The organism is Streptomyces sp. NPDC045998, assembly GCF_056430285.1.
In genome coordinates, this window is record NZ_JBWKLJ010000001.1 from 535374 (window position 1) to 558949 (window position 23576).

At 72.7% G+C, this 23576-nt stretch carries 28 protein-coding genes; 9 read left to right on the top strand and 19 right to left on the bottom strand.

Annotated features, from left to right (window positions below; translation table 11 throughout):
- Positions 1–97: 97 nt before the first annotated feature.
- Complete coding sequence (locus AC07FJ_RS02410) at positions 98–583, top strand: hypothetical protein (RefSeq protein ID WP_479044426.1); 486 nt, start codon at positions 98–100, stop codon at positions 581–583.
- Between the two features lie 74 nt (positions 584–657).
- Here AC07FJ_RS02410 and ddaH read toward each other — a convergent pair whose 3' ends face one another.
- Both ddaH and AC07FJ_RS02420 read right to left on the bottom strand, forming a co-directional pair.
- Positions 658–1506, bottom strand: a complete 849-nt coding sequence (gene ddaH / locus AC07FJ_RS02415) for a dimethylargininase (RefSeq protein WP_479044428.1) — start codon at positions 1504–1506, stop codon at positions 658–660.
- A gap of 87 nt (positions 1507–1593) precedes the next feature.
- Positions 1594–1782 (bottom strand): DUF6243 family protein, encoded by a 189-nt coding sequence (locus tag AC07FJ_RS02420; RefSeq protein WP_479044430.1) that lies wholly within the window; start codon positions 1780–1782, stop codon positions 1594–1596.
- Between the two features lie 118 nt (positions 1783–1900).
- On the opposite strand from AC07FJ_RS02420, the gene AC07FJ_RS02425 reads away from it, so the two are divergent.
- Positions 1901–2527: a TetR/AcrR family transcriptional regulator gene (locus AC07FJ_RS02425; RefSeq protein ID WP_479044432.1), complete on the top strand. Its 627-nt coding sequence runs from the start codon at positions 1901–1903 to the stop codon at positions 2525–2527.
- Between the two features lie 131 nt (positions 2528–2658).
- On the top strand, positions 2659–3396 hold the full coding sequence (locus AC07FJ_RS02430) for a bifunctional DNA primase/polymerase (RefSeq protein WP_479044434.1): 738 nt from the start codon (positions 2659–2661) through the stop codon (positions 3394–3396).
- A gap of 44 nt (positions 3397–3440) precedes the next feature.
- Here AC07FJ_RS02430 and AC07FJ_RS02435 read toward each other — a convergent pair whose 3' ends face one another.
- Complete coding sequence (locus AC07FJ_RS02435) at positions 3441–4400, bottom strand: SCO2278 family lipoprotein (protein WP_479044436.1); 960 nt, start codon at positions 4398–4400, stop codon at positions 3441–3443.
- Entirely contained in the window at positions 4309–5217 is a 909-nt protein-coding gene (locus tag AC07FJ_RS02440; RefSeq protein WP_479044439.1) for an FTR1 family protein, read from the bottom strand. Before AC07FJ_RS02440 ends, AC07FJ_RS02435 begins: the two co-directional genes overlap by 92 nt.
- Positions 5218–5260: 43 nt before the next feature.
- Between AC07FJ_RS02440 and AC07FJ_RS02445 the strand changes: the two genes are divergently transcribed.
- Entirely contained in the window at positions 5261–5920 is a 660-nt protein-coding gene (locus tag AC07FJ_RS02445) for a PhzF family phenazine biosynthesis protein (protein ID WP_479044441.1), read from the top strand.
- A 40-nt stretch (positions 5921–5960) separates the two neighbouring features.
- Here the strand turns inward: AC07FJ_RS02445 and AC07FJ_RS02450 are convergent, their stop codons facing one another.
- Positions 5961–6629, bottom strand: coding sequence for a biliverdin-producing heme oxygenase (locus AC07FJ_RS02450; protein WP_479044442.1), 669 nt, complete (start codon positions 6627–6629; stop codon positions 5961–5963).
- A 133-nt stretch (positions 6630–6762) separates the two neighbouring features.
- The gene (gene map / locus AC07FJ_RS02455; RefSeq protein ID WP_479044444.1) at positions 6763–7620 is read right to left on the bottom strand and encodes a type I methionyl aminopeptidase; all 858 of its coding nucleotides are present in this window, start codon (positions 7618–7620) and stop codon (positions 6763–6765) included.
- 58 nt (positions 7621–7678) lie between these two features.
- On the opposite strand from map, the gene AC07FJ_RS02460 reads away from it, so the two are divergent.
- The gene (locus AC07FJ_RS02460) at positions 7679–7903 is read left to right on the top strand and encodes a hypothetical protein (protein WP_479044446.1); all 225 of its coding nucleotides are present in this window, start codon (positions 7679–7681) and stop codon (positions 7901–7903) included.
- Here AC07FJ_RS02460 and AC07FJ_RS02465 read toward each other — a convergent pair.
- Positions 7900–9180, bottom strand: a complete 1281-nt coding sequence (locus AC07FJ_RS02465) for an MFS transporter (protein WP_479044448.1) — start codon at positions 9178–9180, stop codon at positions 7900–7902. The two genes, AC07FJ_RS02460 and AC07FJ_RS02465, sit on opposite strands and share 4 nt — an antisense overlap.
- 43 nt (positions 9181–9223) lie before the next feature.
- Positions 9224–9832, bottom strand: a complete 609-nt coding sequence (locus tag AC07FJ_RS02470; RefSeq protein ID WP_479044450.1) for a hypothetical protein — start codon at positions 9830–9832, stop codon at positions 9224–9226.
- 99 nt (positions 9833–9931) lie between these two features.
- On the opposite strand from AC07FJ_RS02470, the gene npdG reads away from it, so the two are divergent.
- On the top strand, positions 9932–10612 hold the full coding sequence (gene npdG, locus AC07FJ_RS02475; RefSeq protein WP_361414248.1) for an NADPH-dependent F420 reductase: 681 nt from the start codon (positions 9932–9934) through the stop codon (positions 10610–10612).
- A 12-nt stretch (positions 10613–10624) separates the two neighbouring features.
- A complete protein-coding gene (locus AC07FJ_RS02480; RefSeq protein ID WP_468295469.1) occupies positions 10625–10849 on the top strand; it encodes a hypothetical protein in 225 nt (74 codons plus the stop codon).
- Here AC07FJ_RS02480 and AC07FJ_RS02485 read toward each other — a convergent pair.
- The 5 genes from AC07FJ_RS02485 to panB form a co-directional block, all read right to left on the bottom strand.
- Positions 10839–11648 carry a site-2 protease family protein gene (locus AC07FJ_RS02485; protein ID WP_479044453.1) on the bottom strand — a complete coding sequence of 270 codons (810 nt, stop codon included), beginning with the start codon at positions 11646–11648 and terminating at the stop codon, positions 10839–10841. The genes AC07FJ_RS02480 and AC07FJ_RS02485 overlap by 11 nt on opposite strands.
- Before the next feature lie 85 nt (positions 11649–11733).
- Complete coding sequence (locus AC07FJ_RS02490) at positions 11734–12528, bottom strand: ABC transporter permease (protein WP_479044455.1); 795 nt, start codon at positions 12526–12528, stop codon at positions 11734–11736.
- The gene (locus tag AC07FJ_RS02495; protein WP_479044457.1) at positions 12525–13595 is read right to left on the bottom strand and encodes an ATP-binding cassette domain-containing protein; all 1071 of its coding nucleotides are present in this window, start codon (positions 13593–13595) and stop codon (positions 12525–12527) included. Before AC07FJ_RS02495 ends, AC07FJ_RS02490 begins: the two co-directional genes overlap by 4 nt.
- A gap of 57 nt (positions 13596–13652) precedes the next feature.
- Positions 13653–14015, bottom strand: a complete 363-nt coding sequence (locus AC07FJ_RS02500) for a cupin domain-containing protein (RefSeq protein WP_361414258.1) — start codon at positions 14013–14015, stop codon at positions 13653–13655.
- 147 nt (positions 14016–14162) lie between these two features.
- Positions 14163–15029, bottom strand: a complete 867-nt coding sequence (gene panB, locus AC07FJ_RS02505) for a 3-methyl-2-oxobutanoate hydroxymethyltransferase (RefSeq protein ID WP_479044461.1) — start codon at positions 15027–15029, stop codon at positions 14163–14165.
- Between the two features lie 268 nt (positions 15030–15297).
- Between panB and AC07FJ_RS02510 the strand changes: the two genes are divergently transcribed.
- Together AC07FJ_RS02510 and AC07FJ_RS02515 are read left to right on the top strand one after the other, a co-directional pair.
- Positions 15298–16944 (top strand): MFS transporter, encoded by a 1647-nt coding sequence (locus AC07FJ_RS02510; protein WP_479044463.1) that lies wholly within the window; start codon positions 15298–15300, stop codon positions 16942–16944.
- 220 nt (positions 16945–17164) lie between these two features.
- Positions 17165–18190 (top strand): endonuclease/exonuclease/phosphatase family protein, encoded by a 1026-nt coding sequence (locus AC07FJ_RS02515; RefSeq protein ID WP_479044464.1) that lies wholly within the window; start codon positions 17165–17167, stop codon positions 18188–18190.
- 28 nt (positions 18191–18218) lie between these two features.
- Here AC07FJ_RS02515 and AC07FJ_RS02520 read toward each other — a convergent pair whose 3' ends face one another.
- The 6 genes from AC07FJ_RS02520 to AC07FJ_RS02545 form a co-directional block, all read right to left on the bottom strand.
- Positions 18219–19976 carry an NAD+ synthase gene (locus AC07FJ_RS02520; protein ID WP_479044467.1) on the bottom strand — a complete coding sequence of 586 codons (1758 nt, stop codon included), beginning with the start codon at positions 19974–19976 and terminating at the stop codon, positions 18219–18221.
- Between the two features lie 121 nt (positions 19977–20097).
- Complete coding sequence (locus tag AC07FJ_RS02525) at positions 20098–20514, bottom strand: CBS domain-containing protein (RefSeq protein ID WP_361414268.1); 417 nt, start codon at positions 20512–20514, stop codon at positions 20098–20100.
- Between the two features lie 132 nt (positions 20515–20646).
- Positions 20647–21345: a DUF305 domain-containing protein gene (locus AC07FJ_RS02530; protein ID WP_479045257.1), complete on the bottom strand. Its 699-nt coding sequence runs from the start codon at positions 21343–21345 to the stop codon at positions 20647–20649.
- Positions 21346–21347: 2 nt separating this feature from the next.
- Positions 21348–22001: a DUF3105 domain-containing protein gene (locus AC07FJ_RS02535; protein ID WP_479044470.1), complete on the bottom strand. Its 654-nt coding sequence runs from the start codon at positions 21999–22001 to the stop codon at positions 21348–21350.
- Positions 22002–22070: 69 nt separating this feature from the next.
- Positions 22071–22436 carry a hypothetical protein gene (locus tag AC07FJ_RS02540; protein WP_479044473.1) on the bottom strand — a complete coding sequence of 122 codons (366 nt, stop codon included), beginning with the start codon at positions 22434–22436 and terminating at the stop codon, positions 22071–22073.
- Between the two features lie 26 nt (positions 22437–22462).
- Positions 22463–23572, bottom strand: a complete 1110-nt coding sequence (locus AC07FJ_RS02545; RefSeq protein ID WP_479044476.1) for a PP2C family protein-serine/threonine phosphatase — start codon at positions 23570–23572, stop codon at positions 22463–22465.
- Positions 23573–23576 lie beyond the last annotated feature (4 nt).

A 23576-nucleotide genomic window follows, 5' to 3' on the forward strand; every position in this document is an offset into this window, starting at 1 on the left:
CGCCCGGGTGAGGGGGCGCCCCCGCCGGTTGCCGGGCGGCCGGGGCCGGGTTGAGCTGGGGTCGCTGCCGTCCCCTCACCTCATCTCAGGAGGCCCCATGCTCCGCGCCCTCGCCACCGCCGCGCTCGCCGCCATCGCCCTCGGTCTCACCGCCGCCACCCCGGCGGCGTCGGTGCCCGTACCGGCCAAGGACGAGACGAAAGTGCTCGACTGGCTGGCGGTGAAGCAGTCGGACACCAAGCCCGTCGGCCCGCTGCTGCACACGGGCGCCGACTGGTCGGTCTTCGCGCACCTGCACGAGAACGACAAGGGCAAGCCCGGCAAGAAGATCGGGGACGCCACCGCGCAGTGCACCGCCGTCAAGGTGGACCGCAAGGGCTATGTGGCGCAGTGCCAGCGCGTGCTGCGCACCGACGAGGGCAGCATCACGCTCACCGACACGATCGACCGCTACGGGCGGGGTCCGCACGGCGGCGACTCGGCGATCACCGGCGGCAGCGGCGCGTACGAGGACGCCGAGGGCAAGGCCGAGGTCGTCCTCCACGGCCACCACGCCTTCTTCAAGCTGACGTTGGAGGACTGACCCGGCGGTGCGGACCCGGTCCGGGCGGGAGTCCCCGCGCCCGGACCGGGTCCGTCCGTTCCCGGCTCGCGCCCCTACTCCCGCAGCTCCTGCGTGCAGCACTTCACGCTGCCGCCGCTCTTGAGCAGCTCGCCCAGGTCCATGCCGATCGGCTCGAAGCCGCGCTCCCGCAGCGGCCGGAAGAGCCCCACCGCCGCCTGGGGCAGCAGCACGTGTCTGCCGTCGCTCACGGCGTTCAGCCCGAAGGCCGCCGCGTCCTCCTCCTCGGCGATCAGCGCGTCGGGGAAGAGCCGCCGGAGCACCGCGCGGCTGCCCGGCGAGAAGGCGCCGGGGTAGTACATGATCTCGTCGCGCGCCTCGTCCAGGACGCACAGCGCCGTGTCGAGGTGGTAGTAGCGGGGGTTCACCAGCTCCAAACCGATCACCGGGCGGCCGAAGAACTCCTGCGCCTCGTCGTGCGAGAGCGGGCTGGAGCGGAAGCCGCGCCCGGCCAGGAGATAGGTGGAGGTGACGGCGAAGTCGCCCTCGCCCTCGTTGATGTGGTCGGGTTCGTGGATGTCGGTGAAGCCGTGCGCCAGGAACCAAGCGCGGTGCACCGCGGCCTCGGGCACGCGCTCGGCGTGGGCGAACCTGGCCAGCAGCACCCGCCCGTCGATGACGGTGGCGCCGTTGGCGGCGAACACCATGTCGGGCAGGTCGGGGCGGGGGTCCAGCTGCTCGACGGTGTGGCCGAGCGAGCGGTAGCGGTCGCGCAGGTCTTCCCATTGGGTGAGGGCGAGCGGCAGGTCGACCGGTTTCGCCGGATCCATCCACGGGTTGATGGAGTAGGTCACCCTGAAGTGCGCGGGTGGGCACATCAGGTAGCGGCGGGGTGTTGCGTCACGAGGCAAGGAAGGCTCCTCACGGACGGCATGGCAACGCACGGTGTGTGCGTGCAAGCCATGGTGCGCCGTGAGGAGCCTTCGCGCAGTGGACCGTACGGGTGAGTTGGCGGGCGGTTCACCCGGGACTCACGAAGCGTCGCGCGCCGTACGTCCCTGCTTCACCTCCCGCAACGTGCGCAGCAACTCCCGCTTCTGCGCCGCCGGATCGGCACCCCGGCCGGCCCGGCCGCCGCCGCTGCCGCGCAGCGCCGCGCGGGAGAGGTTCCTGCGGGTGCCGCCGACGCCGAGCATGCCGCCGCTTCCGCCACGCGTCATGGTGGTCTCCTTCCGCCGTCGTCCGTGCTGACACTCCGATACTGATACGAGACGTATCGTCTTGTCAAGCTTTTCAAGACGAACCGTCTCGCCTCGCGTGGCTGCTAGATTGAGACCCATGGCAGACACCAAGGCACCCGACTCCGCGCGCCGCAGCGAACGCTCCCGCCGCGCCATCTACGCCGCCGCCCTCGCCCTCGTCGGCGAGGTCGGCTACGCCAAGACCACCATCGAGGGCATCGCCGCCCGCGCCGGGGTCGGCAAGCAGACCATCTACCGCTGGTGGCCCTCCAAGGCGGCCGTGCTCCTGGACGCCTTCCTCGACCTCGGGCGCCAGGCCAACGAGGCGCTCGGCGGCGACGCCGACAGTGAGATCCCCGACACCGGCGACCTGGAGGCCGACCTCAAGTTCGTCCTGCGCGCCACGGTCGACGAGATGAACGACCCCGTCTACGAAGCCCCCTCCCGCGCGCTCGCCGCCGAGGGTGTGATCAACCCCGAGCTCGGCGCCCAGTTCGTCGAGCTGCTCCTGGAGCCGCAGCTCCAGCTGTACGTCAAGCGGCTGCGCGCCGCCCAGGAGGCCGGCGACGTCCGGGCGGACATCGACCCGCGCATCGCCCTGGAGCTCTTCGTCGGCCCGCTCGCCCACCGCTGGCTGCTGCGCACCCTCCCGCTCACCCACGAGTACGCCGACCGGCTCGTCGAGTACGCCCTCCACGGCATCGCCCCCCGCCCCGCGGGCTGAGCAATTCCGGCATAGCCACCCATCACGCCCAGTTGTTCCACCCCGGTTGGGGACTCCGGTCACCCGGGGCGCAGGATGGTGGGACCATGGCAGGGACCGCAGGGCTTGCATGATCAGGTGTGAGGGGATAGATGGGCGACGGTATCGGCCGCTACCGCGGCACGGAGAGCAAACTCGCGCACTGGCTGCGCCGGCGTCCGAGGAAGTCCGCCGCCGACGTACCGACCCGTGAGGACCTGCTCCTCGCCATCGCGGCCGCCGGACTGCCCCTCGCCCCCGCCGCGTACCCCGTCGGCTACCGCTGTTCCTGCGAGCGCATCGGCTGTCCGACCCCGGCCCGCCATCCGGTCTCGTTCGCCTGGCAGACGCAGTCCACCACCGACGGCGCGCAGATCCAGCGGTGGGCCGAGGGCCAGCCGCAGGCCAACTTCATCACCGCGACCGGCATGGTCCACGACGTCCTGGACGTTCCGTTGGAGGCCGGTCGCGCCGCGTTGGAGCGGCTGCTCGGCGAGGGCGTCGACGTGGGGCCGGTCGCCGAGTCCGGGGACGGCCGGATGCTGTTCTTCACCGCCACCCGGGGCACGCCCGAGGACGAGGACGAGTGGTGGCCGTGCGAGCTGGACTGCCACCCCGAGACCATGGACGAGCACCCCGGCCTGCGCTGGCACTGCCGCGGTTCCTACGTCCTCGTCCCGCCCGCGCGGCTCCCCGGTGACCTCGGCGTCGGCTGGGTACGCGGCCCCGAGCACCCGCTGCCCGACCCGCTGACGCTGCTCGAAGCCCTCACCGACGCCTGCGCCCGCCACGCCGACCAGCTCGACGACGACCACGACCACCACTCGGTGGCCTGGCCCCTCAGCCGTTAGCGACGGCGGGGACGCCTACGACCCCGTCGCCTCGGCCCCGCCGCCTACGACCCCGTCGCCGACGTCACGCCCTGGAGCCGGCCCACCACCGTGACCTGGTCCGAGGCGGCGCCGGACGGCTTCACCAGGGCGACCAGGCCCGCCACCCACTCCTTGGTGAGGGTGGTCTTCACCTCGCCGGTCATCAGCGCCTTCACATCCGGGTTGACCTTGGGCCGGTAGCCCGCCGCCGCCGTCTGGCGGTCGTAGAAGCGCGTCGAGAAGAAGACGAACGCCCCGCCGTCCTCGGTCGCCAGCCCGAGCGGCGCGTAGTCGCCCGTGTCCAGCGGCTGGTCCACGAACTGCGTGGACAGCCCCGGCCGCCGTGCGAGGCTCTGCCGCTCGGCCCGCCACACCGAGGTGTGCGGGCCCGCCGCGAAGTGCGCGGGCTTCCCGGAGTGGAGGTAGGAGGTGTACTCCTCGCTCAGGTTCTTCGGCGCGACCGCCAGCGTCGCGGAGTCCGGCGCGACCGGCTCCGCGTAACCCTCGGCGTCCGTCTTGAACGCCGGGATCTGGTTCGGCGCGAGGATCGACAGGTACGCGACCTCCCACAGCTGCTGCGAGCTGTTGCGTACGAAGACGAGCACCCAGCGGCTGTCGCCCGTGCCCTGGTCGGTGTCCCGGTTGGAGTCGGCGTTCGCGACGAACCAGCGCGGCCAGCCCGCCTTCTTCGGGATCGTGTAGGTGGCGTCCGACAGCACCAGGGGCCGGTGGTCGGGGTTGCCGCCGGGGCTGGTGATGGAGCGGGACTTCAGCCCCGCCTGGTTGACCGCGCCGAGCGCGCCGGTGACCCGGCCCGCGTCGAGCGCCGGGTCGTACGCCTTGTCGGCCGCGTTGTACGCGTCCGTGAAGTCCTTCAGTGCCTGCGCGGCCTCAGCCTTCGTCGCCGCCGGGACGACCTCCAGCTCGCCGTGCACCGTCACGCACCCGCTCGCGGTCAGCGCCAGCACCACGGTCGCCGTCACCGTCGCCGCGAGCCTCGCCGCCCGACCCCGACCCAGCCTTCTCATCGGTTGCCTTCTGATCCTCGACCCCCACTGACCGTCCGAACCCTACCGGGGCCGGCAACAGCGCGAGCGCCGGGACCAGATACAGCAGCCACACCCCGGCCTGGAGGACCGTCGGACCAGGCACGAAGGTGAAGACGCCCTGCAGCACCGCCCCGTACCAGCTGTCCGGCCGCACCACGGCGGAGACGTCGAACGCCACCGCGCCGGTTCCGAAGACGCCACCCGGGGCGACCGCTTCCTGGAGGCCGCGTACGCCGCCGGCCAGGACGCCCGCCGCCACGACCGGCAGGAGCGGGCCGCACCGCAGGGCGCACCGGAACAGCGGCCACCCCACGACCGCGGCCGCCGTCGCGAGGCCCACCAGCACCCAGGTCAGCGGCTCCCCCGAGCCCGCCTCGTCCGCCGCCGCCCGGACCGTCGCCCAGACGAACAGCGCCGTCTCCAGCCCCTCCCGGCCCACCGCCAGGAACGCCGCCGAGGCCACCGCCCCCGCACCCGCCCGCCCTCCGGCGACCAGCCACGTCAGCACCCCCGCCGCCCCCACCGCGCACGCACCGCCCAGCAGCTTCCGCGCCTCCGGGGTCAGTTCGTACGCGCCGAACTCGAGGAGCGCGCCGAGCGCGAGCGACAGGCCCGCCGCCGCGGCGACGCCCGTCCACACCGACCGGAGCGCGTCCCGCCGCCCCGTCCTCACCAGGTGCGCCAGGAGGACGCAGAGGACCGCGGCCGCCGCCAAGCCCCCGCGCAGGCCGAACAGATAGGTGCCGAACATGCGGGCCATCCTGCCGTGTCCCGCCCCGTGCTTGAATGCCGGGATGAACACCGCACGCGACGTCGTGGACGTCCTGGCCGTCTTCTGCGCCGCCGACGGCCGCCACGGGAACCTCCTCGGCGTCGTACGCGACGGCCGCCTCCGCCCCGACGAGGCGTCGCGGCAGGCGCTCGCCAAGCAACTCGGCTTCAGCGAGACCGTGTTCGTCGACGACCCCGAGCGCGGGGACGTCGACATCTACACGCCCGGCACGCGGCTGCCGTTCGCCGGACACCCCCTGGTGGGCGTGGCCTGGCTGCTGGACCTGGAGGTGGTGAACCCCCCGGCGGGCGAGGTGTGGGTGCGCCAGGACGGCGAGTTCACCTGGATCACCGCCCGCCCGGAGTGGGCGCCGCCGCGCACACTGCGGCAGTACGCGTCGGCCGCCGAGGTCGAGGCGCTCGACGTACCGCCGCCGGGGGAGTGGGCCTACGCGTGGGCGTGGGAGGACGAGGCGGGCGGCCGGGTCCGCGCGCGGGCCTTCCCCGGGCGCGGCGACGGTGTGGACGAGGACGAGGCGACGGGCGCGGCGGCCCTGCTGCTCACGGCACGCCTCAACCGCGCGCTGAACATCACGCAGGGCCGGGGTTCACAGCTGCTCACGGCCCCCGGCCCCGACGGCATCATCGAACTCGGCGGCCGCGTACGGGAGGTCGGGCGCTGAGGCTCGGGCGCTGAGGCCCGCGGACGTCAGGCGCTGAGGCTCAGGCGCTGAGCGGGAACTCCCGGTCCAGCTCCCGGAACACCGCGCCGTTGAAGTCGAACGCCCGCTTGCACTCGTCGACGATCCGCTGCTTCTCCAGGTCGTCGGCGTTCACCCGGTCCAGCAGCTCGCGGTACGTCCGCTTGAAGGCGGCCGGGTTGGTGATCTCCTCGAAGACGTAGAACCGCACGCCGTCGCCCTTGCGCGCGAAGCCCCAGGTCCGCTCGGCCTTGTCCCGGATGATCTGGCCGCCGGAGAGGTCCCCGAGGTACCGGGTGTAGTGGTGCGCCACGTACCCGGCGGGCCAGGTGCGGGCGCACTCCTCGACGCGGGCGGCGTACGCGGCGGTCGCCGGCAGCGCGCTCACGCCGGTGCGCCAGTCCCCGCCGCGCAGATGGGCCAGGTCCCGCTCCAGCTCGGCGGTGCGGAACAGCTCGGGGCGTATGAACGGGCCCGCCACCGGGTCGTCCGCCAGCGGGCCGGCGGCCTCCTCCAGGGCCCGGTAGACGAACCACAGCTGCTCGGTGTACCGGGCGTAGGCCTCCACGCCGAGCCGGCCACGGAGCAGGTGGCTCATGAAGGGCGAGCTCTCCGCCTCCGTGTGCTGCTGGTGCGAGGCGGTGCGGATGAGCGTCGAGAAGGGGGTCACGGTGGTGGCGCTGGCATCCAAGGCGGGCCTCCCGGTCCGGGTCAACGGGAAGTGGCAGCCGGGGCCGCCACTACCGCCGATCTTCCTGCTGAGGCTTACCTAAGTCAACGGGTTGCCGACGGTCCGTCGGAAAAAAGCCTACCCGCCCCGGGCGTCACGGCAACGTGAGGATCTCGGCCCCGGTCTCCGTCACGACGAGCGTGTGCTCGAACTGCGCGGTCCGCTTCCGGTCCTTCGTCACGACGGTCCAGCCGTCGTCCCACATGTCGTACTCGTGCGTCCCCAGCGTCAGCATCGGCTCGATGGTGAACGTCATGCCGGGCCGCATGACCGTCGTCGCGTGGGGCGAGTCGTAGTGCGGGATGATCAGGCCGGAGTGGAAGGACGAGTTGATGCCGTGCCCGGTGAAGTCCCTGACCACCCCGTAGCCGAAGCGCTTGGCGTACGACTCGATGACCCGGCCGATCACGTTGATCTGGCGGCCCGGCTTGACGGCCTTGATGGCGCGGTTCAGCGACTCGCGGGTCCGCTCGACCAGGAGCCGCGACTCCTCGTCGACGTCACCGCACAGATACGTGGCGTTGTTGTCGCCGTGGACGCCGTTGATGTACGCCGTGACGTCGAGGTTCACGATGTCGCCGTCGCGCAGGACGGTGGAGTCGGGGATGCCGTGGCAGATGACCTCGTTGATCGACGCGCACAGCGACTTGGGGAAGCCCCGGTAGCCGAGCGTCGACGGGTAGGCCCCGTGGTCGCACATGTACTCGTGGGCGACCCGGTCCAGTTCGTCGGTCGTCACCCCGGGGGCGATGTGCTTGGCGGCCTCCTCCATCGCCTGCGCGGCGATGCGGCCCGCGATGCGCATCCGCTCGATGGTGTCGGAATCCTGCACCTCGGGGCCGGTGTACGGCGCCGGCATGGGCTTTCCGACGTACTCGGGGCGGCGGATGGACCCGGGGACGGAACGAGGGGGAGACAGCTCCCCTGGTACGAGCAGCGACTGGCCAGACATGCAGCGAGTCTAACCAGGGTGCACGGGGCACCATGGCGTCAGAGGAAGGAGCCCGACGATGGCCCTGTTCAAGAAGCGCACGAGCGGAAAACCGGGCGAGTGGTACTACTGCCTGAAGCACCAGAAGGTCGAGGAGGGCCCGGAGTGCCCGGCCAAGAACCGCTTCGGCCCCTACACCACCCGCGAGGAGGCCGCCCGCGCGATGGACACCGCGCACGAGCGGAACCTGGAGTGGGAGACCGACCCGAAGTGGCATGACACCCCCCGGGACCAGGCGCCCTAAGGGAGCTGCGCCGCCTCCCGGGCCGCGCGGCGGCGCAGGGCGTCCTCGTCCGTCGTCGCGTCGTACGTCAGCAGCTTCGGCAGCGCCGCCGCGAGCAGGCCCACCGCCGCCACGCACGCCAGTCCGCCGCTCCAGAACGCCGGGCGCGTCCCCGTCCAGCCGGCCATCGCGCCCGCCCGGACCTGGCCGAGCTGCGGGCCGACGCTGTACGACAGGACCTCGATGCCCGCGAGCCGGCCCCGCAGCTCGTCGGGGATGGTCTGGTTCCAGATCGTCGAGCGGCCGAGCCCGCTCAGGGTGTCGCCCGCGCCCGCGACCGCCAGGCACACCAGCACCGGCCACACGCTGGAGAACCAGCCGGCCGCGGCGATGGCCAGCCCCCAGCAGGCCGCGCCGCACACCACGAGCAGACCGTGCCGCCGCACCCGCGAGGTCCAGCCGCTGGTGAGGTTCAGCGCCAGCGAGCCGATCGCGCCCGCGGCGTACATCAGGCCCAGCGACCACTCCGCGTCCAGCTCGTCCGCCAGGAACGGGAAGATCGTGTTCGGGAAGGCGAAGAACATCGCGGCCAGGTCGATCGCGTACGTGCCCAGCAGCACCGGCCGCGACCAGGCGTAGCGCGCGCCCTCCGCGATGCCCCGCAGCGACGGCTTCCCGCCCGAGCGGGCGGGCGGCGCGGGCGTGAGCCGCAGGCACAGCGCCACCGAGACGGTGAAGCAGACCACCGTCGTGCCGTACGCCGTGGCGAGGTTCCCGTAGGCCACCAGCAGCCCCGCCAGGGCCGGACCGGCGATGGCGCCCAGCTCCCAGCGGATGGCGTTCAGCGAGGCCGCCGCCGTCAGCTTGTCGTGCGGCACGATCCGGGCGAGCAGCGCGTCGATCGCGGGCCGCTGCAGCCCCGCCAGGCCCGCGACCCCGGCGGCCACCACGTACAGCGGCCACAGCAGCGGCGACGGCAGCAGGGCGTTGACCAGCAGCAGTACGGCGAGCAGGCCGAGTGCCGTCTCGGTGGAGAGGATCACCTTGCGCCGGTCCGCGGCGTCGGCGAGCGCCCCGCCGTACAGGCCGCACACCACCAGCGGGACCAGCTCGACCGCGCCCATGACCCCGACCGCCAGCGGCGAACCGGTCAGCTCCTTGATCTGGAGCGGCAGCGCGACCATCGCCGCGAAGCTGCCGAAGTAGGTGACCAGCCCCTGTATCCACAGGAGCCGGAAGTCCCGCGACGCGCGCAACGGCGACAGGTCGGGGAGAAGGGCGGAGAGTCGGGGGGCCACGAGTCGCCATGGTCGGCGGCGGCCGTCACCCCGGGCAACCGAATTACCAGCGCGTCGGCGGCGGCGAGGTCAGCTGGTCGGCCAGCCGCGACAGCCGGTCGCGCAGGCGCCGACGGCCCCGCCGGGAGGAGCCCGGCAGGGTGTTCTCGCCCGCCGCCGCGCTCACCAGGTGCTGCACCGTGTCCAGGTCGACGTCCTGCTCCTCCGCCACGGTCAGCGCCTCGTGCGCCAGCCCGTGCACCTCACGGTCGCCGCGGTCCAGCGACAGCACCGTCGCCCCCGCCCGCCGCGCGTCGTGCACCCGCTCCAGCAGACCGCCGTCCGGCCGGTCCGGCGCCACCACCAGCAGCGTCGAGCCGCGCCCGGCCGCCTCCAGCCGCCCCAGGCCCACCGCCAGGTGCGCGGGATCGGAGGGCCGCACCCGGTGGCGTACCAGCGTCGGCGCCAGCTCCGGCAGCCCCGACCAGGCCGCCTCGTCCACCAGGTGCGCCGTCAGGTGCCACGGCTCGTACTCCGCGGTGCCCACCAGCAGCAGCCCGCCGCCGTGCGACACCACCGAGGAGCGCAGCACCCCGGCGAACCGGCGGGTCGCCGCCGGCCACTCCGTACCGGCCAGGACCTCACGCAGCAGTGCGACGCGTACGGCATCCATGGCGCCGCATCATGCCCCCGGGCCGGGCCGCCGCGCAGGGTTTCGGCCGGGCGTCACCCGGACGGGGCGGGCTCGGTGGCGTCCCCGTACTGTCGGGCCATGACTACTGCTACTGATCCGTACGAACTCCCCGACGTCTCCGGGCTCGTCGTCGGCGTCCTCGGCGGCACCGGTGACCAGGGGCGGGGCCTCGCGTACCGGCTCGCCCGCGCAGGCCAGAAGGTGATCATCGGGTCCCGGGCCGCCGAGCGCGCCGAGACCGCGGCGGCCGAGCTGGGCCTGGGCGTCGAGGGCGCCGACAACGCCGCGTGCGCCCGCCGCAGCGACATCGTGATCGTCGCCGTGCCGTGGGAGGGCCACGCCGCGACGCTCGAGTCGCTGCGCGAGGAGCTGCGCGGCAAGATCGTCGTCGACTGCGTCAACCCCCTCGGCTTCGACAAGCGCGGCGCCTACGCCCTCAAGCCCGAGGAGGGCAGCGCCGCCGAGCAGGCCGCCGCCCTGCTGCCCGACTCACGGGTGACGGCCGCCTTCCACCACCTGTCCGCCGTCCTGCTGCAGGACGAGACGGTCGAGGAGATCGACACGGACGTGATGGTGCTGGGCGAGAAGCGCGCCGACACCGACGTCGTCCAGGCGCTCGCCGCCCGCATCCCCGGCATGCGGGGCGTCTTCGCGGGCCGGCTGAGGAACGCCCACCAGGTGGAGGCGCTGGTCGCCAACCTGATCTCCGTCAACCGCCGCTACAAGGCCCACGCGGGCCTGCGCGTGACCGACATCTAGGAAGCGGTGGGCATGGGGGACACTGGACGGGCAACACCCGCACCCGGACAGGAGCCGACCCCCATGCCCCGCCTCGCTCTGTACGCCCTCGTCGTCTGCGCCCTCGCCGTCGCCGCGGCCGTGGTCTCCTTCGTCCAGGGCAGCTGGCTCGGCATCGTGTGGGTGCTGCTGTCCGGCGTCTCGTCCAACATGGCGTGGTACTACTGGCGCCGTCGCCCGCAGCGCGTCACCAGCTGACGATCTCCTCGCAGGCCGGGGTCTGCTCCTGCCACAGGCTGCTGAAGAGGTCCCGCCCGCAGTACGTCTCCAGGTCCGAGATGGAGAGCGCGTCGAGGACGAAGTGGACCAGCCCGAAGAAGGCCGCGCCCACCTCGGGGATGAAGAGGAACACGAACACCGCGAGCAGCCCGAAGGGCGCGTACGGCTCCACCTTCCGCCGGACCCGGTAGGACAGCCACGGCTCGATCACGCCGTAGCCGTCCAGGCCGGGAACGGGCAGGAAGTTCAGGATCGCCGCCGTCACCTGGAGCAGCGCGATGAACGCGAGGGCGAAGCGGAAGGGGACCGGCACGCCGTCCACGGCACCCAGCCAGAAGGGCGCGGTGCACACGAGCGCGAACAGCACGTTCGTCAGCGGTCCGGCCGCGGAGACCAGGCTCTGCTTCCAGCGGCTGCGGATGCGGTTCTGCTCGATGAAGACCGCGCCGCCGGGCAGACCGATGCCGCCCATGATGACGAAGACGACCGGCAGCACGATGCTGAGCAGCACGTGCGTGTACTTGAGCGGGTTGAGGGTCAGATAGCCCTTCGCGCCGATGGAGATGTCACCGCCGTGCAGGGCCGTGCGGGCGTGCGCGTACTCGTGCAGGCAGAGCGAGACGATCCACGTCGACGTGACGAAGAGGAAGACGGCCAGGCCCAGGTTGGCCGAGAAACCCGTCCATACCGCCCATCCGGTGACCACCATGACGGCGGCGATACCGAGGAAGACCGGACTGATCCTCCGCTCGCTGTGGCGGGACGTGGCGGTGGCCATGGGCGGCGCTCCTGGGCTCGGGGACGTACAGACCGTACCCGACGCCCCTTCCGTCACACGCCGCCCATCGCTCACCGCCCCACCGTCACGTCCGCTTGCGGAACTTGGCGACCGCGAGGGGCGCCGTCACCAGGGTGATGGCCGCCGCCCAGGCCAGCGTCGTCCACACCGACTCGGCGACCGGGCCGCCGTTGATCAGGTTGCGCGCGGCGTCGGCGAGGTTCGACAGTGGGTTGTACTCGGTGAACGCCCGCAGCCAGCCCGGCATCGAGGACGGCGGCGCGAAGATCGACGAACCGAACTGGAGGGGGAACAGCACCAGCATCGCCATCCCTTGGACGGCCTGCGCCGTCTTCATCGCGAGGCCGAGCAGGAGGAAGATCCACATCAGGGACGCGCCGAAGACCACGGACAGCCCGACGGCCGCGAGCAGGGAGCCCACCGAGGTGTGGATCTCCAGACCCAGCAGGAAGCCCATCACGAGCAGGATGGCCGAGGCGATCACCATCCGGCCGATCTCCACCACGATCTTGGCGATGAGGACGGACGACCGGGCGATGGGCAGGGTCCGGAACCGGTCCATGACGCCCGTGCGGAAGTCGTCGTTGATGCCGGTGCCGACGGCCATGGCGATGTTCAGGCCCATCATCCCCATCAGCCCGGGCACGACGTAGTTCACGTACGCGTCCCGGTCGCCGCCCAGGACGAGCCCGACCGAGCCGCCGAAGACGAACACGAACAGCACCGTGAGCACGATCGGCGTCAGGACGACGTCGAACATCGACTGCGGATCCTGCTTGAGGTGCAGGGCGTTGCGCCGGACCAGCGCGCCGATGTGCCGCAGGTTCGCCCGCGCGGCCCGGGTCCCGACCGCGCTCACGCGGTCACCTCCTCGACGGTGGACGTACCGGTGGACGTACCGGTGGACGAGCCGTTGGACGAGCCGTTGGACGAGCCGGCCGTCGCACCCGCGGCCGGTGACGACTTCTCGCCCGTGAGGGCCAGGAACACCTCGTCCAGGCTGGGCAGATGGGTGCCGATGTGCGTGATGCCGAAGCCGCGCGTGGCCAGCAGCCCGACGACCGCGGTCAGTTGCTCGTCGCTGAGGATCGGCACGTACAGCAGGCCGTCCTCCGGTACGACCGTGGAGCCCGCGATCCCGTCGAGGCCGCTGTCGGCCAGCGCCCGCGCCATCGCGGGCAGGTCCGCCGGGTCCACCGGCCGGACCTGGAGGGTGCGGCCGCCGACCTTGGCCTTGAGCTCGTCGACCCGGCCGGCGGCGATGACCCGGCCCCGGTCGACGACGGTGAGCTCGTGCGCCAGCCGCTCGGCCTCCTCCATGTACTGGGTGGTGAGCAGGACCGTCGCGCCGTCGGCGACCAGGCGCGTGATCTCGTCCCACACCTCGTTGCGGGACCGCGGGTCCAGGCCCGTCGTCGGCTCGTCCAGGTACAGCACCGCCGGGCGGCCGATCATGGACGCGGCCAGGTCGAGGCGGCGCCGCATGCCGCCGGAGTACGTCAGCACGGCGCGCCCCGCGGCCTCCGTGAGCGAGAAGCGCTCCAGCAGCTCGTCGGCGCGGCGCCGGGCGTCCCTGCGGGACAGGTCGAGCAGCCGCCCGATCATGTACAGGTTCTCCCAGCCGGACAGCTTCTCGTCGACCGAGGCGTACTGACCGGTGAGGCCGATGACGCGGCGCAGCGCGCGGGGCTCGCGCACCACGTCGTACCCCGCGACGGTCGCGGTGCCGGCGTCGGGCACGACGAGCGTGGACAGGCAGCGGACGAGCGTGGTCTTGCCCGCGCCGTTGGGACCGAGGACGCCGAGGACGGTGCCCTCGCGGACGTCGAGGTCCACGCCGTCCAGCGCCCTGGTCTCGCCGTAGTGCTTCACGAGGCCGCGTACCTCGACGGCGGTGGTGTCGGATGGTCGTGTCATGCGACCCATGTCACCAGCCGTCACCGACACGGCACCGATACGGCGCCGATACGCGGCCTAAGGGGGTCAGCGCTTGGCGTAGTCGGCGAACCCCTGCCAGTCGATCATGACGCACGGCTCATCGCCGACGACCCACGCGTCGTGGCCCGGCTCGATGGCCGCGAAGTCTCCGGGGCCCACTTCGTCCTCGGTGCCGTCGTCCATGACGATGTGCAGCCGGCCGCTGACGGTGTAGCAGGCGTGGGCGGCCATGCAGCTGTCCGTGCCGGCGATGGGCTTGACGTGCTCGGACCAGCGCCAACCCGGTTCGAAGACCGCCCGGCCGACCGGGCCGCGGTCCGTGGTGAGTAGATCGAGCTTGCCCTTGTCGCCCTCGAAGGGACGTGTTTCGTCGGGGGATCCAAAGCTCTTGTGGGTGATTCCGGCCATGATGTCTCGCCTCCTCCCTTCGAGACTAGGCCCGTACGGGCCGGTACGCCCGACATGCCGACAGCCCGCCGATGGGGGAAGTCGGCGGGCTGTCGTCCGTACCGGGAGTGGCTTGGTGGCCCGGGGTCCCCTGGCCTCGGTACGGGCCTAGTGGAAGGTGTGCTCCTCGGCCGGGAACGCCCCGCCGGCCACGTCCTCGGCGAACGCCTTCGCCGCGTCGCCGAGCGTCTGCCGCAGGCTGGCGTACTGCTTGGTGAAGCGCGGCACCTTGCCGCCGGTCAGCCCGGCCATGTCGGTCCACACCAGGACCTGCGCGTCGGTGTCCGGGCCGGCGCCGATGCCGATGGTCGGGATGTGCAGCGACCGCGTCACCTCGGCGGCCAGCTCCGCCGGGACCAGCTCCAGGACCACGGCGAAGGCGCCCGCGTCCTGCGCGGCCTTCGCGTCGTTCAGCAGCCGGTGGGCGGCCTCGTCGCCGCGGCCCTGCACCCGGTAGCCCATGGTGTTGACGGACTGCGGGGTCAGGCCGAGGTGCGACATGACGGGGATGCCGGCCTGGACCAGCATCTCGGTCTGCGGCAGCGAGCGCTCGCCGCCCTCCAGCTTGATCGCGCCGACGCCCGCCTCCTTGACCAGCCGCGTCGCGGAGCGCAGCGCCTGGACGGGGCCCTCCTGGTACGAGCCGAAGGGCAGGTCGCCGACGACCAGGGCACGCTTGGTGCCCCGTACGACGGCGGCGGAGAGCAGGGCCATCTCGTCCATCGTGACGGGCACGGTGGTGTCGTAGCCGAGGTGGCAGTTGCCCATGGAGTCGCCGACGAGGATGACCGGGATGCCGGCCTCGTCGAAGACGGACGCGGTCATCGCGTCGTACGCGGTCAGCATGGGCCACTTCTCGCCGCGCTCCTTGGCGGCGGCGATGTCGTGGACGGTGATGCGGCGGGTTCCCTTGCCGCCGTACAGCGCCTTCGCGCCGTCGGCGGGCCGCTGCTGCTGGGCAGCCTGAAGCGTCATGGAAAACGGCTCCTTCGTCATCTCGAGGCGCCCTGACGGCGTCCCCGGACCAGGTCCATGGTGGCACTTCGTGCCGCGTGGGGGGAAGTGGGCCCCCGGCCACTCCGTCCGGCCCCGGCCACTCCGTCCGGCCCCGGCCACTCCGTCCGGCCTCGGCCACTCCGCTCGGCGCCGCCCCCCCCGCCGCCCGGCGCCGTCTGGCTCCGACTGGCGTAAGGGGCCCCGGCAGGGACGCGTGTGGTGACAAAAGGACTATTACGGTCGGAACATGCCCGTACCGGAACCCGCAGCCCCCTCAGACGCCCCCGCTCCCGCCTCCGCCGTACCGGAAGCGATCCACCGCCGCCGCTGGCTCATCCTCGGCGTCCTGATGTTCAGCCTGCTCATCGTCGTGCTGGACAACTCCATCCTCAACGTCGCGGTCAGGACCATCGCCGCCCCCGCGCCCGTAGGCCTCGGCGCCGCCCAGAGCGAGCTGGAGTGGGCGATCAACGCGTACACGCTCGTCTTCGCCGGCCTGCTCTTCACCGCCGGGCTCCTCGGCGACCGGCTCGGCCGCAAGAAGGTCCTGCTCGTCGGCCTGGTCGTCTTCGGTACGGGCTCGGCGCTCGCCGCGCTGTCCGACGCGCCGGGCGAGCTGATCGCCCACCGGGCGCTCATGGGGATGGGCGGCGCGCTGGTGATGCCCGCCACCCTCGCCATCCTGATGAACGTCTTCGAGCGCGACGAGCAGCCGAAGGCCATCGGCATCTGGGCCGGCAGCGTCGGTCTCGGCATCGCCATCGGCCCGGTCACCGGCGGGCTGCTCCTGGAGCACTTCTGGTGGGGCTCGATCTTCCTGGTCAACGTCCCCGTCGTGCTCGTCGCGCTGGTCGCCATGGTCCTGCTGGTACCGGACTCCAAGGACCCGCGCCCCGGCCGGCTCGACCCGCTGGGCGTGGCCCTCTCCATCGTCGGCCTCGTCCTGCTGGTGTACGGGATCATCCGGGGCGGCGAGCTCGCCGACTTCACCGCCCCCTCCTCCCTGCTGCCGCTGCTCGGCGGGCTCGCGGTGCTGGCCGGTTTCGTCCTGCACGAGAAGCGCACCGACCACCCGGCCATCGACATGGCGCACTTCCGCAAACCCGCCTTCTCCGGCGCCGTCGCCGCCATCTCGCTGGTGTTCTTCGCGCTCATGGGCGTGACCTTCGTCGCCGCCTTCTACCTCCAGAGCCTGCGCGGCTACAGCGCCCTCCAGGCCGGGCTGCTCCTGCTGCCGCTGGCCGTGGCGCAGCTGCTCTTCGCGCCCCGGGCGCGGCTGGCGGTGGCGCGCTTCGGGGCCCGGGCCGTGTGCACGGCGGGCATGCTCGTGATCGCCGGCTGCCTCGCCTCCTTCGCCTTCTACGACGCCACCACGCCCGTCTGGGTCCTGGAGCTGGTGCTCTTCGCGCAGGGCGCCGGGATGGCGCACGTCATGCCGCCGGTGACGGTGACCGTGATGCAGACGCTGCCGAGGGCCCGGGCCGGCTCCGGTTCGGCGATCAGCAACACCTTCCGGCAGGTCGGCGGGGCGCTCGGGGTCGCGGTCCTCGGCTCGGTGCTGTCGACCGCGTACCGCGACGGCGTCGAGGGGCACCTGGACGCGGTTCCGCCGGGCGCGGCCCGCGAGGCGGCGGGGGAGTCCATCGAGTCCACCCTCGCCGCCGCCGACCGCCTCGGCGCGGCCGGGCGGGAGCTGGCCCCGGCCGCGTACGACGCCTTCCTCGCCGCCATGCACCTCACGGCCGTGGTGTCGATGGGCGCCGCGCTGGTGGGCGCCGCGGTGGTGTCCACGGTGCTGCCCGCCCGCAGGCCGCCGCACGGCCCCGGCCACGGCGGCGGGCCCGCGCCGCAGGCCCCGCACGGGGACGCGCGGGAGGAACCGGTACGCGGCTGAGCGTGGGGCCCCGCGGCTCGGTGTCGCCACCGCGTCACCACCGGCCGCACAACGGTCGCAAATATGCGCGTTCTGTCACAGCTGCCGCCTCGACCGCAACCTTCGGAACCCGGCCGCGCCGCAATCTCGTCCTCGGGACAGTACGGCCGTCACCCGATCCCCTAGGGTCGGGGTTCCGGGGGACGGTGAGCACGACAAGCAAGGCAGTGAGGACGACGGAATGGCGCAGGTGGACGTGACGGAGACGGGGAGCGGCGGCGGCGCGGAGCGCGAGCGCACCGGATCCCGGGTCCGGTCGGTGGCCGACCGCTTGCGCCGCGATCCGGGGATCTGGCGCCGGGGCGTCCTCCTCGCCCTCTGCGCGGTGCTCCTCGCACTGGTGATGATCTTCCACGCCGAGATCCCGAACCGCGTCGGCAACATCGGCAGCCTCACCGAGACGTTCCTGCCCTGGATCGGCGTCTTCCTGCCGGTCCTGCTCGTCGCCGCGCTGCTGCGCCGCTCGGCGACCGCGCTGATCGCCCTGGTGCTGCCGGTCGCCGTCTGGCTCAACTTCTTCGGCGGCCTCGCCACCGACAAGTCCGGCCCCGGCGGCGATCTCATGGTCGTCTCGCACAACGTCAACGCCGACAACCCCGACCCCGAGGGCACCGCCCGCAGCGTCGCCGCCTCCGGCGCGGACGTCGTGGCCCTGGAGGAGCTCAAGCCGGCCATGGTCCCGGTGTACGAGAAGGCACTCGCCGACCGCTACCCGTACCACTCCGTCCAGGGCACGGTCGGCCTGTGGAGCACGTACCCGCTGGCCGACGTCGCCCCGGTCGACATCCGGCTGGGCTGGACGCGCGCCATGCGCGCCACCGTCTCCGCGCCCATGGGCGACTTCGCGGTGTACGTCGCCCACCTGCCGTCGGTCCGGGTCAAGCTCAACGCCGGCTTCACGGCCAACCAGCGCGACAACAGCGCCGACGCGCTGGGCGAGGCCATCGCCCGCGAGCCGCTCGGGAAGGTGATCCTGCTCGGCGACCTCAACGGCACCATGAACGACCGCTCGCTCAACGCCGTCACCTCGCAGCTGCGCTCCACGCAGGGCGCGGCGGGCGACGGCATGGGCTTCAGCTGGCCGGCCGCCTTCCCGATGGCGCGGATCGACCAGATCCTGGTGCGGGGCGTCGAGCCGGTCGCCTCCTGGACGCTCCCGGCGACCGACAGCGACCACCTGCCGATCGCCGCCCGCGTCACGCTCTGACCGCTCGCTGGGCTCAGCGCTCCGCGCGCTACGCCGTCGTCTCGCGCCAGCGGTTGGTGATCGGCAGGCGCCGGTCCTTGCCGAAGCCCTTGGCCGAGATCTTGGTGCCCGGCGGGTACTGGCGCCGCTTGTACTCGGCGACGTCCACCAGCCGCAGCGTCCTCGTCACCAGCTCCTCGTCGAAACCGGCCGCGACGATGGCGTCCTTGCCCCGGTCGCGGTCGACGTACAGCTCCAGGATCCGGTCCAGCACGTCGTAGTCGGGCAGGGAGTCCGTGTCGACCTGGCCGGGGCGCAGCTCGGCGCTCGGGGGCTTGGTGAGGGAGTTCTCCGGGATCGGCGGCGTCTGCCCGCGCTCCTCCGCCGCCCGGTTGCGCCACCGCGCCAGCCGGAAGACCGCCGTCTTGTACACGTCCTTGATCGGCCCGTACGCGCCGACCGAGTCGCCGTACAGCGTCGAGTAACCGACCGCCAGCTCGGACTTGTTGCCGGGCGCCAGGACGATGTGGCCCTCCTGGTTGGAGAGGGCCATCAGCAGCGTGCCGCGCAGCCGCGACTGGAGGTTCTCCTCCGCGAGGCCCGTCAGCCCCAGGGACCCCATGTACGCGTCGAACATCGGCTCGATCGGCACGGTGCGGAAGTTCAGCCCGGTGCGGCGGGCCAGCTCGGCCGCGTCGTCCTTGGAGTGCTGGGAGCTGTACTTGGACGGCATCGACACGCCGTACACGTTCGCCGCGCCCAGCGCGTCGCACGCGATCGCCGCGACGAGCGCGGAGTCGATGCCGCCGGACAGGCCGACCAGCACGGAGCGGAAACCGTTCTTCGCGGCGTACGCCCGCAGGCCCACGACCAGCGCGGTGTACACCTCCTCGTCGTCGTCGAGGCGCTCCGCGTACCCGCCCGTCAGCTCCGGCTCGTACGCCGGCAGCGGCTCCTCCGACAGCACCACCCGGTCGATGCGCAGCCCGTCGTCGACCAGGCCCTCCGGCGCGTCCGCGGCGGCGGCCGGCAGGTCCAGGTCCAGGATCACGCTGCCCTCGGCGAACTGCGGCGCCCGGGCGACGACCTCACCGTCCCGGTCCACGACGATCGAGTCGCCGTCGAAGACGAGCTCGTCCTGGCCGCCGATCATCGCCAGGTACGCCAGCGTGCAGCCGGCCTCCTGGGCGCGCTTGCGCACGAGGTCCAGCCGGACGTCGTCCTTGTTCTGCTCGTACGGCGAGGCGTTGATCGAGATCAGCAGACCCGCGTGCGCGCTGCGGGCGGCCGGGACGCGCCCGCCGTCCTGCCACAGGTCCTCGCAGATCGCCAGCGCGACGTCCACGCCGTGGACGCGCACGACCGGCATGGTGTCGCCCGGCACGAAGTACCGGAACTCGTCGAAGACGCCGTAGTTGGGCAGGTGGTGCTTGGCGAACTGCAGCACGACCTCACCGCCGTACAGCACGGCCCCGGCGTTCCGCGGCGCCCCGGCCGGCTGGCCGTACCGGGGCTGGGCCTTCTCCGCCCGGTCCAGGTACCCGACGACGACCGGCAGCTCCCCGAACCCCTCGTCGGCCAGCCGCCGGGCGAGCGCCCGCAGCGCGGCGCGGGAGGCCTCCACGAAGGACGACCGCAGGGCGAGGTCCTCGACGGGGTAGCCGGTCAGCACCATCTCCGGGAACGCGACGAGGTGCGCCCCCTGCTCGGCGGCGTGCCGGGTCCAGTGGACGACGGCCTCGGCGTTGGCCGTGAGATCGCCGACCGTCGAGTCGATCTGATTGAGGGCGAGGCGTAGTTGAGGCACGCGACCAGTCTAATCGTCAAAGCGACGCAATGTCCTGCGCCGACCCGCCCGCGTCCGCCCGCGGCACGGCGGAGGGGCACGGCCGGCCGGCCGTGCCCCTCCTCGTGCGTGCGTGCGCGTGTTACGGGGCGTAGACCCGCTCCGCGAACTCGGCCACCTGGCGGTCCGACAGGTGCCGGGCGAGGTCGGCCTCGCTGATCATGCCGACCAGGCGCTTGTTCTCGATGACCGGAAGCCGGCGGATCTGGTGGTCCTTCATCATCGTGAGGACCTCGCTCACGTCCGCGTTGGCGTCGATCCAGCGCGGCGTGCCCTTCGCCATGTCGCCCGCCGTCACCCGTGCCGGGTCGCGGCCCTCGGCCACACAGCCGACGACGATGTCGCGGTCGGTGAGGATGCCGCAGAGGCGCTCGTTCTCGTCCGCGATGGGCAGCGCGCCCACGTTCTCGTCGCGCATCAGCTGCGCGGCGCGGTCGAGGGTCTCGTGCTGGGGAAGCCAACGTGCGCCGGGGTGCATGATGTCCTTGGCGGTGGTCATGGGGTGCGTACCTCCGTAATGCAGGGTCATAAGGCCGTACGTCCCCGAGCGCTTCCCATTCTCGTCCGGCCCCCGTGCCCCCGCGACCGCTGTGGGCCGTCACGGGGGCACGGGTGGCGCCGCCGGCGAAGCTCAGCCCCGCGGCTTGGCCCCGCGCTTCGCCAGCATGTCGGTCATCAGCCGGACCTCCGACTCCTGCGCGTCGACCATGCCCTGGGCCAGCCGCTGCTCGACCCCCACCTCGCACTTCTCGACGCATCCCTGCGCCATGTGCACGCCGCCCTTGTGGTGGTCGATCATCAGCTGGAGGTACAGGACCTCCGCCTCCTTGCCGCTCGCGGCCCGCAGCCGGTCGAGCTCCGCCTTGGTCGCCATGCCGGGCATGAGCCCCTGGGCACCGGCACCGGCACCGGGGGAGGAGCCGTGCGACGGGCTGTGCGACGAACCGTGGGACGAGCCGTGCGACGAGCCGTGGGACGGCGTGCCCATCCAGGCCATCGGCTCCTGGTCCATGGCCACCTTCGGCAGCCCCCACAGGTCCAGCCAGCCCATCATCATGCCGCGCTGGTTGGCCTGGGTGTTGGCGATGTCGTACGCCAGGCGGCGCACCTCGTCGTCCGCCGTGCGGTCCCGCACGATGAACGACATCTCCACCGCCTGCTGGTGGTGGTCCGACATGTCCCGCGCGAACCCGGCGTCCGCCGAGTGCGCCGCCGGGGTCCGGGCCTCCTCCTCGCCGCCCTTGCCGCCCGCCGTGGCGACCGTCGCCACCCCGGCGAAGAGCAGCGCGAGCACGATCGCCACGGCGGCGGCCAGGTGCGTACGGGTCACCTTCACTGCGCGCCCACTCCGCCCGTGCACGCGGCACCCGGCTCGGGGGTCTGCGGGCCCTTGACGTACTTCGTGAGGAACTGGTCCACGCGCGGGTCATCGGCCTTGTCCACGGAGACCTGCTTGCCCCAGGCGCTCAGCATGATCGTCCCGGCCTGGTCCTTGACCGGGCTCATCAGCGTGTAGGGGGTCTTGCCGACCTTCTCCTCCAGCTTCTTCACGTCGGCGGCGGCCGCCTTGTCGTTGTACGTCACCCACACCGCGCCGTGCTCCAGCGAGTGGACGGCGTTCTCGTTGCGGACCGGCTTCTTGTAGACGTCGCCGTCGCAGTTCTGCCACACCGGGTGGTGGTCGCCGCCGACCGGCGGCTTCATCGGGTACGAGACCGGCGTGGTGGGGTGGTTGCGGCCGAGCTTCTTCGCGTCCCAGGACTTCTCGTCCTTGATGGGCGCCTTGGCCGCGGCCTCCTCCTGCCGCTTCTGCTCCTTCTCCTCGTTGAGCACGTACACGCCGAAGCCGACGAGGCCCGCGACCACCACCGTGCTCAGGGTGATGGTGAGGATGCGGTTGCGGCGCTCGCGCGCCTTCTCGGCACGGCGCATCTCCTCTATTCGGGCGCGGCGGTCGGCGCTGGAGGTGTTGCGGTTGGCAGCCATGATGTCGATGTCCTTCGTGAGGTGCGTGATCGGCGATGTGTGACGCGTAAGCGAGCGGACCTGGTCGATCTAGGTCCGCAGCACCTGAAGGACATGGAGGTCCGGGGCGCGCGCCCGCACCGCGACCCGGTCCGGGCGGTCGGCGGCGTACGCCACGGGGAGGCCCGCGAGCCCGTCGGTCTGCCGCGGCGGATCGAGCGGCGGGGCGGTGAGGACGGCGGGGGAGAGGTGGGGGAAGAGGGCGCAGTCGCCGTGGTCGTACGGGCAGGTGTACTCGGTGGCGACGGCGGCGAGCGTGATCCGGCGGGGCTCGTCCTGCCGGACCCCGGGGCGGTCGCCCCCGCCCAGACAGACGAAGAGCGCGGCGAGCAGCGTCACCACGGCGCTCACCAGCACCATGGGACGCGCGACGCGTATGAGCCCCAGGCCCCCCATGGGCGCTGATGTTAACGGCCGTACGCCTACGGGGCCACGGCCGCCGCCCCGCTCGCGTCCGGCGCGCTCAGCGCCAGCAGCGCCACGTCGTCGGCGATGACGCCCGCGTACGCGGACAGGTCCCGCCACACCTCGCGCACCAGCTCCACCGGCGGGCCCGCGTGGCGCGGGACGCGGGAGACCAGCGGGTAGAAGGCCCCCGTCGCGTCCCGTGCCTCCGTCACGCCGTCGGTGTGCGCGAGCAGGACGTCCGTCGGGCGCAGCGCCACGGTCGCCACCGGCGGCGGCCGGTACTCCGCGAGCCCCAGGCCCAGCGGCGACCCCGGCTCCACGGCCACCTCCCGCGCCCCCTCGCCGTTCACCAGCAGCGGCGCCGGGTGCCCGCAGCTGAGCACCCGTACGGCCCCCGCCGCCCCGTCGGCCCCCGGGGGCGCGAACTCCAGCAGCACGGCGGTGGCGAAGACCTCCGCCTCGGCGCCCCCGCGCCCGGCCGAGTCGACCACCAGCCGCCGGTCCAGCCGGGCCGCCACCCCGCCGAGCTCCGGTTCGTCGAGGACCGCCTCCCGGAAGGTGCCGAGCAGCGCCGCCACCGTCGCGACGGCCGCGAGCCCGTGCCCCTGGACGTCGGCGACGACGGCCCGCACGCCGTACGGCCCGTCCTGGACGTCGTACAGGTCGCCGCCGACGAGCGTGCCGCGCTCGGCGGCCCGGTACAGCGCCCCGCACCGCACCGGCCCGACGCGCTCCGGCAGCGGGGGCAGCACCGCGAGCTGCGCGGCCTCCGCGACCGTCCGCACGGACACCAGCTGGGCGTCCCGGCGCGCCCGCAGCCACGCCAGGAGCACGCTGACCGCGCCGATCAGCGAGAACGCCAGCAGGTCCCCGTGGGTGACGTCATCGGCCCGGATGGCCGGCATGAGCAGCAGCCCGAAGAGCGTGCCGGAGACCAGGGCCGTGCCGAGCATCCCGTACACGAGGGACGTCAGCGGCGGCACGACGGCGAAGGCGAAGCCGAGCTGGACGGTGGCGGGGGTGGTCAGCTGGACGATCACCAGGACGAGCAGCGCCAGCCACGGCAGCAGCCGCAGCCAGTCCGGCACGCGGGTGCCGGGCAGCTCCTGTGCGCCACGGTCCATAAGG

Coding starts and splice junctions, on each gene's coding strand:
- AC07FJ_RS02440 (WP_479044439.1), bottom strand. CDS start 5,217: ATGTTCGGCACCTATCTGTTCGGCCTGCGCGGGGGCTTGGCGGCGGCC.
- AC07FJ_RS02535 (WP_479044470.1), bottom strand. CDS start 22,001: ATGGCTGCCAACCGCAACACCTCCAGCGCCGACCGCCGCGCCCGAATA.
- map (WP_479044444.1), bottom strand. CDS start 7,620: ATGTCTGGCCAGTCGCTGCTCGTACCAGGGGAGCTGTCTCCCCCTCGT.
- npdG (WP_361414248.1), top strand. CDS start 9,932: ATGACTACTGCTACTGATCCGTACGAACTCCCCGACGTCTCCGGGCTC.
- AC07FJ_RS02430 (WP_479044434.1), top strand. CDS start 2,659: ATGGGCGACGGTATCGGCCGCTACCGCGGCACGGAGAGCAAACTCGCG.
- AC07FJ_RS02410 (WP_479044426.1), top strand. CDS start 98: ATGCTCCGCGCCCTCGCCACCGCCGCGCTCGCCGCCATCGCCCTCGGT.
- AC07FJ_RS02460 (WP_479044446.1), top strand. CDS start 7,679: ATGGCCCTGTTCAAGAAGCGCACGAGCGGAAAACCGGGCGAGTGGTAC.
- AC07FJ_RS02480 (WP_468295469.1), top strand. CDS start 10,625: ATGGGGGACACTGGACGGGCAACACCCGCACCCGGACAGGAGCCGACC.
- panB (WP_479044461.1), bottom strand. CDS start 15,029: ATGACGCTTCAGGCTGCCCAGCAGCAGCGGCCCGCCGACGGCGCGAAG.
- AC07FJ_RS02495 (WP_479044457.1), bottom strand. CDS start 13,595: ATGGGTCGCATGACACGACCATCCGACACCACCGCCGTCGAGGTACGC.
- AC07FJ_RS02445 (WP_479044441.1), top strand. CDS start 5,261: ATGAACACCGCACGCGACGTCGTGGACGTCCTGGCCGTCTTCTGCGCC.
- AC07FJ_RS02470 (WP_479044450.1), bottom strand. CDS start 9,832: ATGGATGCCGTACGCGTCGCACTGCTGCGTGAGGTCCTGGCCGGTACG.
- AC07FJ_RS02515 (WP_479044464.1), top strand. CDS start 17,165: ATGGCGCAGGTGGACGTGACGGAGACGGGGAGCGGCGGCGGCGCGGAG.
- AC07FJ_RS02485 (WP_479044453.1), bottom strand. CDS start 11,648: ATGGCCACCGCCACGTCCCGCCACAGCGAGCGGAGGATCAGTCCGGTC.
- AC07FJ_RS02500 (WP_361414258.1), bottom strand. CDS start 14,015: ATGGCCGGAATCACCCACAAGAGCTTTGGATCCCCCGACGAAACACGT.
- AC07FJ_RS02545 (WP_479044476.1), bottom strand. CDS start 23,572: ATGGACCGTGGCGCACAGGAGCTGCCCGGCACCCGCGTGCCGGACTGG.
- AC07FJ_RS02525 (WP_361414268.1), bottom strand. CDS start 20,514: ATGACCACCGCCAAGGACATCATGCACCCCGGCGCACGTTGGCTTCCC.
- AC07FJ_RS02425 (WP_479044432.1), top strand. CDS start 1,901: ATGGCAGACACCAAGGCACCCGACTCCGCGCGCCGCAGCGAACGCTCC.
- AC07FJ_RS02420 (WP_479044430.1), bottom strand. CDS start 1,782: ATGACGCGTGGCGGAAGCGGCGGCATGCTCGGCGTCGGCGGCACCCGC.
- AC07FJ_RS02540 (WP_479044473.1), bottom strand. CDS start 22,436: ATGGGGGGCCTGGGGCTCATACGCGTCGCGCGTCCCATGGTGCTGGTG.
- AC07FJ_RS02510 (WP_479044463.1), top strand. CDS start 15,298: ATGCCCGTACCGGAACCCGCAGCCCCCTCAGACGCCCCCGCTCCCGCC.